The organism is Pontimicrobium sp. MEBiC01747, assembly GCF_053601635.1.
Genome location: NZ_JBSHNS010000348.1, coordinates 1 through 10,138 on the forward strand (window position 1 = coordinate 1; position 10,138 = coordinate 10,138).

At 32.3% G+C, this 10,138-nt stretch carries 11 protein-coding genes; 7 read left to right on the plus strand and 4 right to left on the minus strand.

Going from position 1 to position 10,138, the window contains the following annotated elements; translation table 11 throughout:
• The coding region (locus ACVC2P_RS11280; protein WP_452598573.1) for a carboxypeptidase-like regulatory domain-containing protein at positions 1–1,104 on the minus strand (1,104 nt) is incomplete at its 3' end.
• 134 nt (positions 1,105–1,238) lie between these two features.
• Between ACVC2P_RS11280 and ACVC2P_RS11285 the strand changes: the two genes are divergently transcribed.
• On the plus strand, positions 1,239–1,910 hold the full coding sequence (locus tag ACVC2P_RS11285) for a lysoplasmalogenase (protein WP_452598574.1): 672 nt from the start codon (positions 1,239–1,241) through the stop codon (positions 1,908–1,910).
• Positions 1,911–1,912: 2 nt separating this feature from the next.
• On the opposite strand, the gene ACVC2P_RS11290 is transcribed toward ACVC2P_RS11285, so the two are convergent.
• Positions 1,913–3,190, minus strand: coding sequence for an NAD(P)/FAD-dependent oxidoreductase (locus tag ACVC2P_RS11290; protein WP_452598575.1), 1,278 nt, complete (start codon positions 3,188–3,190; stop codon positions 1,913–1,915).
• Between the two features lie 448 nt (positions 3,191–3,638).
• On the opposite strand from ACVC2P_RS11290, the gene ACVC2P_RS11295 reads away from it, so the two are divergent.
• From ACVC2P_RS11295 to ACVC2P_RS11305, 3 genes are read left to right on the plus strand one after another with little or no spacing between them, the layout of a single operon-like run.
• Complete coding sequence (locus tag ACVC2P_RS11295; RefSeq protein ID WP_452598576.1) at positions 3,639–4,133, plus strand: RNA polymerase sigma factor; 495 nt, start codon at positions 3,639–3,641, stop codon at positions 4,131–4,133.
• 4 nt (positions 4,134–4,137) lie between these two features.
• Entirely contained in the window at positions 4,138–4,770 is a 633-nt protein-coding gene (locus ACVC2P_RS11300; protein WP_452598577.1) for a hypothetical protein, read from the plus strand.
• Between the two features lie 15 nt (positions 4,771–4,785).
• Positions 4,786–5,226, plus strand: a complete 441-nt coding sequence (locus ACVC2P_RS11305; RefSeq protein WP_452598578.1) for a hypothetical protein — start codon at positions 4,786–4,788, stop codon at positions 5,224–5,226.
• 30 nt (positions 5,227–5,256) lie between these two features.
• Here the strand turns inward: ACVC2P_RS11305 and ACVC2P_RS11310 are convergent, their stop codons facing one another.
• Positions 5,257–6,060 carry a lysophospholipid acyltransferase family protein gene (locus ACVC2P_RS11310; RefSeq protein WP_452598579.1) on the minus strand — a complete coding sequence of 268 codons (804 nt, stop codon included), beginning with the start codon at positions 6,058–6,060 and terminating at the stop codon, positions 5,257–5,259.
• A 132-nt stretch (positions 6,061–6,192) separates the two neighbouring features.
• Positions 6,193–6,831 carry an NUDIX hydrolase gene (locus ACVC2P_RS11315; RefSeq protein ID WP_452598580.1) on the minus strand — a complete coding sequence of 213 codons (639 nt, stop codon included), beginning with the start codon at positions 6,829–6,831 and terminating at the stop codon, positions 6,193–6,195.
• Positions 6,832–7,068: 237 nt separating this feature from the next.
• On the opposite strand from ACVC2P_RS11315, the gene ACVC2P_RS11320 reads away from it, so the two are divergent.
• The 3 genes from ACVC2P_RS11320 to ACVC2P_RS11330 all read left to right on the plus strand — a co-directional run.
• Positions 7,069–7,779 (plus strand): peptidylprolyl isomerase, encoded by a 711-nt coding sequence (locus tag ACVC2P_RS11320; protein ID WP_452598581.1) that lies wholly within the window; start codon positions 7,069–7,071, stop codon positions 7,777–7,779.
• Position 7,780: 1 nt separating this feature from the next.
• A complete protein-coding gene (locus ACVC2P_RS11325) occupies positions 7,781–7,936 on the plus strand; it encodes a hypothetical protein (RefSeq protein WP_452598582.1) in 156 nt (51 codons plus the stop codon).
• A gap of 113 nt (positions 7,937–8,049) precedes the next feature.
• Positions 8,050–10,138, plus strand: a 2,089-nt coding sequence (locus ACVC2P_RS11330) for a M3 family metallopeptidase (RefSeq protein WP_452598583.1), incomplete at its 3' end; no start/stop codon positions are given.

Consider the following 10,138-nt stretch of genomic DNA (forward strand, 5'->3'; position numbering starts at 1 on the left):
ATTTATATCTGTATCTGTTACACCAACTTTATTATTTGCATACGTATAGCTTAAACCTCCAAATACACGCCACACCTCGTTTAGTTCTCCAGAATAGGAACCGTTAAAATAGAGGTTCTTATTGTTTAATTTAAATCGAACACCTTCTGCGATATTAATGTCTTCTTGAATTAAATCGAAACGAGAAGCATCGAATGCAGAATATAATTTATAGATACCTTGGTCTGTTTTATGTCTATATACAGCTTCTCCCGAAGCGCCTTCGTAGGGTTTCTTCCATTCGTTTCTATCATTAAATATAGCATTATATGGTGCTAGATTAATATAAGATGCGTTAACACTTAATGAATTTTTACCCCATATTTGAGTATTTCCTAATGTAGCACCCACGCTCATAATACCAATGTCTGTTTTTTCTTGATCTGGCACATCTATAGTGTTTAGTAGTAAAACACTGGATAATGCTTGCCCATATTCGGCAGAGTAACCTCCTGTAGAAAAAGTGATTCCATCAAAAAGAAAGGGAGAGTAGCGCCCTCTTGTTGGACTGTTATTAGGGCTTGGCGTATAAGGTGTAAATACACGAATGCCATCTATAAAAATCTGTGTTTCTTCGGCCTCACCACCTCGGACAAATAACCGCCCGTCTTCTGATACGGTTGTGGTTCCTGGTAAGGTTTGTAATGCGCCTACAAAATCGCCTAAAGCACTAGCAGTTGTAACAACATCTAGTGGTTTTAACACCGATATTTTACTATTATCGCCTGCTGCAAATGTTCCTGCAGATAATACTACCGTATCTAATGCATTAACATCTTCTCGTAATGTTATATTTATATTTTGTAATGTAGAGACATCGCTCTGTATTTGTTCGGTTTCAAAAGACACAAAAGATATAATTAGTGTTTGTGTTTTTGTTGCTTCTGTTTTAAAAGAAAATGCTCCTTTTTCATTTGTTGTACCTCCATCGTATGTGCCTTCTAAATATACATTGGCTCCTTCTATTGGTGTGTTTTTTGCATCCACAACACGACCACTTATAGTGGTTTGTGCAAAAGCATTAATTGTTATAAATATTATTAATAAAAATGTTAGGCGTTTCATACTGTTTGTTTGTTTACTTTGTTTAACAGTACAAAAGTGCATACACCTCACCGTTTTTAAAACTTAGTCTTACCGAACTGTATTTTTTTTAAGATGAATTGAGTATTTTTACTTTTTACCCAAATAATAACAAAATGGCATCCAAACAGCGTACTTTATTTTTTGTAGTTTTCTTTATTTTAGTTTTTATTGAAACCATAATTGCAAATTTTGAAGGTCTACAAGGCTTACACTATGTTTCTAAGCCGTTAATTGTTGGGTCTTTAATTGTTTATTTTTACAAATACAGTAGGCACCTTAATACGCATACTAGAACATTTACTGGTCTGGCTTTACTATTTTCTTTAATTGGAGATATTTTATTACTATTTGTCTATAAGTCTGAATATTTCTTTATTGCTGGTTTAATTGCATTTTTAACGGCACATATTATGTATTGCCTGGTATTTTTAAAACAGCGAAATCCGGCAATAAAACCTTATGGATTTGTTATAATACTCTTGGCTTATGCTTTAGGGTTATTTAGTATTTTAAAATCTGGATTAGGCGATTTATTAATACCTGTTATTGTTTACATGTGTATTATTTTATTAATGGCTGTTTCTGCTTTTTTAAGACGTAGCAAAGTCAACACTCCTAGTTTTAATCTGGTGTTTATTGGTGCACTTGCTTTTATGTTGTCTGACAGTTTATTGGCTGTAAACAAATTCTATGAGCCTCTAGCTTTAGCCGATTTTAGTATTATGTTTACTTATGCTCTGGCTCAATTATTAATAGTTTTTGGGCTTTTAAAACAGCAGTATTAAAATTAATCCTGCTTATTAAACGGACGTATTATTAATCTAGCAGCTTTATCAAAGTTTATATAATTATAAGTCCAGTTAAAAAACACGATTACTCTATTACGAAAGCCTACTAAAGACATTAAGTGTATAAACATCCATACAAACCAAGCGAAGAAGCCTGCAAATTTATAATATTTTAAATCAACAACGGCTTTGTTACGTCCAATGGTGGCCATAGAGCCTTTATCTTTATAAGTAAATGCTTTTAAGGGTTGTCCTTTTATTAATCGTATTATATTTTTCCCTAACAACTTACCTTGTTGTATCGCTGGTTGTGCTACTTGTGGATGGCCTTTAGGAAAAGCTTCGGTTTCCATTAAAGCTATATCTCCAATAGCAAATATGGAGTTGTAACCTTCTATTTGGTTGTAACGGTTTACTTTATAACGATTAGCACGCTCTAATAATGCTTCGGCTTTTAATCCATTAACAGGTGCTCCTGTAACTCCTGCTGCCCAAATTAGGGTTTTAGACGCTAAAGTTAAATCTGTATTTGTATGTGCTATTTCGCCATCGTAATCTTGTACAAATGTGTTACAATGTACTTTTACGCCTAGTTTAACAAGAAACTCTTCTGCTTTTTTAGAGGCATGTTCACTCATTGGTGGTAATACTCTGCTGTTACCTTCTAAAAGATGTATTTGCATCATACTAGCATCTAAATCTCTGTAATCTCTAGGTAATATGTTGTTTTTTAATTCTGCTATAGCACCAGCTAATTCTACACCTGTTGGCCCCCCACCTACTATTACAAAGTTTAAAGCGGCTTTGCGCTCTGACTGCGAATCGCTTACTGCAGCTTTCTCAAAGTTTTGTAAAATTAAGCTACGTATGTTTAAGGCTTGTGGTACTTTTTTCATTGGCATACTATGTTGCTCTATAGCTTTATTACCAAAGTAATTTGTTTTGGTCCCTGTTGCTAGTACCAAATAATCGTATTTAAGATTCCCAATATTGGTTTGTATTTCTTTTTGTTCTGGGAGAATTTGCTCAACTTCTGCTAAACGGAAAAAAGAGGTTTTATGCTTTTTTAAAATTTTACGTAATGGATAGGCTATAGAATCGGGTTCTAGTCCTGCTGAAGATACTTGGTATAATAAAGGTTGAAATGTATGGTAATTGTGTTTATCTAAAACAACAACTTGTACATTTTTATTGGCTAAAGTTTTGGCAATGCTAACACCTGCAAAACCACCGCCAACAATAACAATTCTTGGGGATTTTGTATCTGGAATGTTCATATAAAAAATGGAATAATAATAGTTTTCCAAAGATACAAAACAGTGATTTTAATCCCTAGTTTTATAAGGCTTTTAAGTAACAATAATTAAGTCGTTTTAAAAAATAATAGAAGGTTATTAATTTTACATGTAAAATATAATCTGTATTCATTTTTATGACTTTTAAATCTTACCTTTAAGTAATAATTTTACGACAGCTTGCGTTAAGGATTGAAAGGTTTGTTTGAGCTCTTTTCATGCTTTTACACTGTTTATTTTGTAATTAAAGTTTGTTTTAAGTTATAAGGTTAATATAATCTAAACCTAAAAAAAGCGAGCCTTGAAAGCCTGACAATCTGTAGCTTAAATGAAAGATTGTAACGTCCATTTAATTATTTTATAAAAATTGTGTAACATCTTCTATTTTTACACTACTTATATGCATAACCAAACCATTGACACCAAATAATTGAATAAAGAACTTGAACATAATTTTGTTGAATTGCTAGAGAAGCATCAGAATATTGTACACAAGGTATGCCGTTTGTATACTAATAATTATGATGCGCATAATGATTTATTCCAAGAAATTACGATACAGCTATGGAAGGCGTTTCCAAAATTTCGTGGGGATTCAAAATTTAGTACTTGGATGTATCGTGTGGGGTTAAATACAGCTATTACTTTGTACCGAAAATCGAAACGTTCTGTACAAACTCAGGAATTTGATAGTATTCAGTTTAAGATTTCTGCTGAAGATTATGATGATACCGAAGAGCAACAGCTAAAATTATTATATAAGGCTGTGCAACAATTAAACGACATAGAAAAAGCTCTTGTTTTCTTGTATTTAGAAGACAAAAGCTATAAAGAAATAAGTGAAACAATGGGTATTAGTGAAGTTAACGCTCGTGTTAAAATGAACCGAGTAAAAACAAAATTAAGAACCATATTAAATCCGTAACATTATGGATGAATTAGAATTATTAAAAAAACATTGGCAGAAGGATGTTGTAGATGATAAGCAATTAACGTCTCAACAGATTTATCCTATGCTGTTAAAAAAATCATCATCTATTGTAAAAACATTATTTTACATTAGTATTGCCGAACTCTTATTTTGGTTAGGTCTTAGTTTTTTGCCTTTACTATCTTCCAGTTATCAAGAGAAATTTGAACACAGCTCTGTAAATGGGCCTTTAATGACTGCTCTTACTATATTTACCTTTATAGTTATTTCCTTTTTTATCTTTTTGCTATTTAAAGCACACCGAAATATTTCGGTTACAGATAATGCAAAAAAGCTAATGGAAAGTATTATTAAAACTAGGAAAATAATTAAGTACTACGTATTATATAATTTAATTATGGTACCTATTTCTATGGTATTAGCATTATATTATGTTACTAAACAAGATACGGAATTGGCCGAAAAAATCTCTCATTTTACAACGCCACAACTTATGGTTGGTCTTGCCATTTTTATAATCTTTACTATTGTATTTATTGTAATTATCTGGTTATTCTACAGGCTTATTTATGGCATTTTAATGAAGCGTTTAAATAGAAACTATGAAGAACTTAAAAAACTTCATGACTAAAACCCTATAACTACTATGAAAAGTGTTTCTTTTTTTATTGACAATAATACCATAACTTTTACAAATGATTGGGCAGGAAATGAAACTGTTATTTTAAATGATACTGTTGTTTCTGAAAAATTCTCATGGTTTGGAACCTCGCATGTCTTTACTTTAAAACTCAATGGCGTTTTAGAAACTATAACTATTAAATCTGGTATAAGCTTTAGGCAAGGTATTACTGTTAAGCTTTACAAAGCAGATAACTTGATTGAGAAACAATATTTAGGGCTTTGCATGGGTAATTCTGAAACAGCAAGAAACACATATTTAATTATTGGGGCTGTGTACATTATTTTATCTTTTACAATGCTAGGCTACGCTTTTTTACCAATTGGTTTTGTCTTTTTAATACTAGGGTTAAATAGTAACTCTAAAGCAAAAGCGTCTTGTAGAACAAAAAAAGATGCTAATTAGTAATAAGAAAATTCATTTTTAAAAAGATTACTAATCTAGCCACTCACGTTGTTTGTTTAATTCTTCTTGTGCTGCTAATTCTTTTTTAGAAATTACTTTTAAAAAGGATGGGTGCTGCTCTATAGCGTACTCTATTTTTTCTACAATTTCTGCAATAGACTCATTATCGTAATCAATGTCTAAAGGTTTCTTTATTTCGAATGTTTGGTAAACATTCTTCTTTTTAATACGTAATCCTTTTTTATCAAACGAACGCCTAAAACCATCTATAACAATAGGTACTACAATGGGTTTATATCGTTTTATAATATGTGCTGTTCCTTTACGAATAGGTTTAAATGGTGTTGTTGTACCTTGTGGAAAGGTAATAACCCAACCATCGTCTAACGCCTTACTTATGTTAGAGATGTCACTCATTTTAACCTGTCTATTAATATCTTTTCCTTCGCTCCTCCAAGTACGTTCTATACTTATTGAACCTACATAAGCTAAAATTTTAGGCAAAAGTCCAGATTTCATAGTTTCCTTTGCTGCCACATAATACATATTAAGCTTAGGATTCCATAAATACCCAACATTTTTAATATTATCATCTCTACCACTTAAACTAGCATTAAATACATGAAACATAGCCACTACATCTGCAAAGTATGTTTGGTGGTTAGATATAAACAGTACATTGGTATCTGGTAAGTTCTTTATAATTTCTGAGCCTTCTATCTGTAAATCATTAAAACCACGAAAACGACGATGAGACAAGGCTCCAAGGATTCTAATAAGCCATTTTTTTATAAAAAGATTATGCCCGAAAGGATTTTTTGTAAATAATCCCATAAATATTTTAAATGTATTAATAATTATTCTGCTATCTACTTACTATTCTTATAATAGTATACTTTTCTCACTTCATTATTTTACTAACATTTTAGCTGTAGCAGTTTTGCAAATGTAAAAAAACAGAACTATTTAGCAGGCAGATTTTAACAAGTCTTTTATTTCACTAAGCATCATTGCTGTAGCGCCCCATACTAAATGATTGTTTAAATGGTATGCAGGGACTTCTACCTTAACACCATTAGCTACTGTAACTGTTTTAGTTACCACATTATCGCTATTTAAAAAATCGCTTAGCTTAACCTCTAAAAGCGCCTCTACTTCTGTCTCTTGTTTTATAAATGCTGGTGTTATATTAGAGATTCCTAAATAAGGCTGTACAAAGAAATTACTAGGCGGAATATATACTTGTGTCATTTCTTTTAAAACGGTTACTGTATTTATGTCCACGCCTACTTCTTCATTTGCTTCTCTTAATGCAGCCTCCATTAATGTTTCATTAGCTTCAAGTTTACCTCCTGGGAATCCTACTTGTGCAGAGTGTACGCCTTTGTAAGTTTTACGTAATATTAAAATAAGGCGGGTTTCGTTAACTTTATCTGGATAAAACAATGCTAACACAGCAGATTGTTTTGCTGTTTTTACATGCTCTTTTTGCTTAGCTATAAGTTTCTCTCTGTAAGGCGGAGACATTTTAAATTGTGATGCTTCAGCTGGAAGCGGTGCTTTTTCTATGCCTGCTATTGCTGTTTTAAATGTATTAAAATTCATTATTTAAGCGCTAATCGATATCTTACGTTATATAAATATACAGATAAACTATCTATTTATTTTAATTAAACTATTACTGTGCAAAGTAACGGTTTTTAATACGAATATCTTACCTGTTTATTTATCTCTAGCAAATTGTTAACTGCTCTCTTTCCTTTAGTTCTAAATAATAAACCTTTTTTAAAACTTATATTCTATTATTGTCTTTTTTATCTTTGCAAATACAAATTCTATATTATGCGCCTACTATTAACGCTTTGTTTAATGTTTATTTTTTTTAGTTGTAATGACACGAAATCATCACCTAAAAAAGCTCCTGTTGTTAAGGCTAAAGTAAAAAAGAAAGAAGCTCCACAAGCAATTACTATAGACAGTTCTAAACTCACTTTAGAAGAGCGTTTTCTACCGCTAAATGATAAGAATGCAATGGATTTTTTTCTAGAGTACCAGAAAGAACATAAAGAAAATAAAGTACGTATTTATACCAGTTTTGGTAATATAGACCTTTTGTTATATGATAAAATAAAATTTCATCGCGCAAATTTTATTTTTCTTGTTAAAAATAAAGTTTTTGATGGCACACAGTTTCATCGTGTGGTTAAAGATTTTGTAATACAAGGCGGAAGTTCGGACAACAAAAAAGTGGTTAGAAAAAGAAAAAAGTTTGGTAGTTATTTATTACCTCCAGATGCTAAGCGAGGTTACAAACACCACCGTGGTGTTATCTCTATACCTAGTAGCGAAATAGAAAATGCATATAAACTAGCATCTCCTTACGAGTTTTTTATTACTGTAACCAACCAATACCATTTAGATGGTGAATACACTGTTTTTGGAGAAGTAACTAAAGGCATGGATGTAGTAGATAAAATCTCGCAACAAGAAACTGATGCTGGAGATTGGCCAAAGCATAATATTTATATTACTAAGGTTGAAGTTATAGAATAATATGCAGTTTCTTAAATCTTGGTTATTAAGGCTTATAATTAGTGTAATTGTTGGGCAAACAATAGCTAACCAATTTGAACATTTTAATGATCTTATTTTTATTGGAGCTATAATAGGCACTTATCTTCTTTTAACAGAAATGGCAAAAAAGATGTAACGCCTACAGGTCTTCATATTATACTTTGCTCATAATCCATAATTTATGATTTTGTTATTATCCCTAAAATCTTAAATTCACTATCTTTCAACCTCTAAAAAACTATATTAATTATGAAATCAAAACTATTAATAAGTACCACCCTACTATGCGCTATTATTACTTTTACAGGGTGTAATAACGATAAAAAAACACCACCAAAAGCAGATTCAAAATTAATGAGTGAGACTATTTTACTAAAAGAATGGACTGGCCCTTACGGTGGCGTTCCTGCTTTCGACAAAATGAAAGTTGAAGATATAAAAGAAGCCATGGAAACAGGTATGGCCTTAAGTTTAAAAGATATTGAAGCTATTGCCAATAACGCAGAAGCACCTACGTTTGAAAATACTATTGAAGCTATGGAGCGTTCTGGTAAGGAACTAAATAGAGTGTTTAGCTACTACGGTATACTTAGTAGTAACATGAGTACTCCAGAATTTAGAGCAATAGAAAGTGAATTAGCGCCTAAATTATCGGAATACCGTTCTAAAATAAACCAAAATCCTAAGCTATTTAAACGTATTAAAGCCGTTTACGATGGGTCTAAAGTAACACCTTTAGACCCCGACCAACAACGTGTTGTAGATTTAATTTACAAACGTTTTGAAATGAATGGTGCCGAGCTTAATGATGAAAAAAAAGCCCGTTATGCTGCCATAAACAAAGAACTATCCTCATTATATAGTACGTTTTCTAACAATGTATTACATGATGAAGAAAATTATATTACTTATTTAACTAAGGAGCAATTAGATGGATTATCTGACGGGTTTATAAAATCTGCCGCAAAAATAGCTACAGATAATGGGCAAGATGGCAAATATGCTATTACAAACACCCGTTCATCAATGGATCCGTTTTTAACCTACTCTACCAATCGCGAATTACGTAAACAGGTTTGGACTAACTATTATTCTCGTGGTGATAATAATGACGAGTATGACAATAAAAAACTAATTGCAAACATTTTAAAACTACGTAGAGAACGCGTAGCATTATTAGGCTATAAAAATTATGCAGAATGGCGTTTACAAGATAGAATGGCAAAAACACCAGAAAATGCTATGCATTTAATGGAAGCTGTTTGGCCAGCTGCTATAGGAAGGGTTGCAGAAGAAGTTGCAGATATGCAAGCTATTGCTAACAAAAACGGGGATAATATTACCATAGAACCTTGGGATTATCGTTTTTATGCCGAGAAAGTACGTAAAGCAAAATACGATTTAAACAGTGACGAAGTAAAGCAGTACTTACAGCTAGACAAATTAACACAGGCCTTATTTTATACAGCAGGACGCTTATTTAATTATAATTTTAAACCCGTTCCAGAAGGCAGTGTTCCTGTGTTTCATGAAGATGTAAAGGTTTGGGAAGTTACCAATAAAGATTCTGGAGAACATATAGGGTTATGGTACTTAGATCCTTTTGCTAGAACAGGAAAACGTTCTGGTGCTTGGGCTACAACCTATAGAAGTCACACCACTTTTGATGGTAAACAAACGGTATTAGCCTCTAACAATTCAAACTTTGTAAAACCTGCACCTGGCGAAGCTGTTTTAGTGTCATGGGATGATGCAGAAACGTTTTTTCACGAGTTTGGTCATGCACTGCACTTTTTCTCTTCTAATGTAAAATACCCAACATTAAATGGAGGTGTTAGAGATTATACCGAGTTTCAATCGCAATTACTAGAGCGTTGGTTATCTACAGACGAAGTGATTAATCAATTTTTAGTACACTATAAAACTGGAGAAGCCATTCCAGAAGCTTTAGTTGCCAAAATTAAAAAAGCAGCAACCTTTAATCAAGGATTTGGTACTACAGAGTATTTAGCTTCTGCTTTAATGGATATGAAATTACACCTAACAGATCCTGAAAATATTGATATCGCTAAATTTGAGCGTGAAACTTTAGCAGAATTAAAAATGCCTAAAGAATTACCTATGCGACACAGAACACCTCATTTTGGACATGTTTTCTCTGGCGAAGGTTATGCTACAGCATATTATGGCTACATGTGGGCAGATGTATTAACAAGTGATGCTTCGGAAGCTTTTAAGGAAGCTCCAAATGGCTTTTATGACAAAGCGGTTGCCGATAAATTAGTAAAGTATTTATTTGCTCCAAGAAACTCTATGGATCCTGCTGAAGCTTACAGAA

What these genes read in the sequence shown, in the direction of transcription:
- ACVC2P_RS11285 (WP_452598574.1), top strand. Translation starts at nt 1,239, where the DNA reads ATGGCATCCAAACAGCGTACTTTATTTTTTGTAGTTTTCTTTATTTTA.
- ACVC2P_RS11290 (WP_452598575.1), bottom strand. Translation starts at nt 3,190, where the DNA reads ATGAACATTCCAGATACAAAATCCCCAAGAATTGTTATTGTTGGCGGT.
- ACVC2P_RS11300 (WP_452598577.1), top strand. Translation starts at nt 4,138, where the DNA reads ATGGATGAATTAGAATTATTAAAAAAACATTGGCAGAAGGATGTTGTA.
- ACVC2P_RS11305 (WP_452598578.1), top strand. Translation starts at nt 4,786, where the DNA reads ATGAAAAGTGTTTCTTTTTTTATTGACAATAATACCATAACTTTTACA.
- ACVC2P_RS11310 (WP_452598579.1), bottom strand. Translation starts at nt 6,060, where the DNA reads ATGGGATTATTTACAAAAAATCCTTTCGGGCATAATCTTTTTATAAAA.
- ACVC2P_RS11315 (WP_452598580.1), bottom strand. Translation starts at nt 6,831, where the DNA reads ATGAATTTTAATACATTTAAAACAGCAATAGCAGGCATAGAAAAAGCA.
- ACVC2P_RS11320 (WP_452598581.1), top strand. Translation starts at nt 7,069, where the DNA reads ATGCGCCTACTATTAACGCTTTGTTTAATGTTTATTTTTTTTAGTTGT.
- ACVC2P_RS11325 (WP_452598582.1), top strand. Translation starts at nt 7,781, where the DNA reads ATGCAGTTTCTTAAATCTTGGTTATTAAGGCTTATAATTAGTGTAATT.